The following is a 269-nucleotide window of genomic DNA, read 5'->3' as shown; positions in this document are numbered from 1 at the left end:
GCAATATATTGCCCAACCCTACCGAACGCCCCAGCGTCCTCGAACATGTCTCCGGCAACGTCCGCCGCCTGCGCCTGCAAGCCGGCCTCAGCCAGGAAGCGCTGGCCCGCGCGGCCAGTGTCAGCCGGCGGATGCTGGTGGGCATCGAGAGCGGCGACGTCAATGTCAGCCTGTCGACCCTCGACCGTATCGCCGCCGCCCTCGGCGTGCTGTTCCCCGACCTGGTCCAGGCACCGGCCACCGACCGCTCGCGGATCAATGCGGTGGCC

1 protein-coding gene is annotated in these 269 nt (G+C 69.5%); it reads left to right on the top strand.

Annotated elements, in window-relative coordinates; all coding sequences use genetic code 11:
- Window positions 1-269 (top strand): helix-turn-helix transcriptional regulator (locus NDO48_RS29260; RefSeq protein ID WP_267322925.1); only part of this gene is annotated, 269 nt, incomplete at both ends.

It is taken from the genome of Aminobacter sp. MET-1 (assembly GCF_026521175.1).
Classification (GTDB): Bacteria; Pseudomonadota; Alphaproteobacteria; order Rhizobiales; family Rhizobiaceae; genus Aminobacter.
This window is presented reverse-complemented; position numbering and strand designations above follow the sequence as displayed.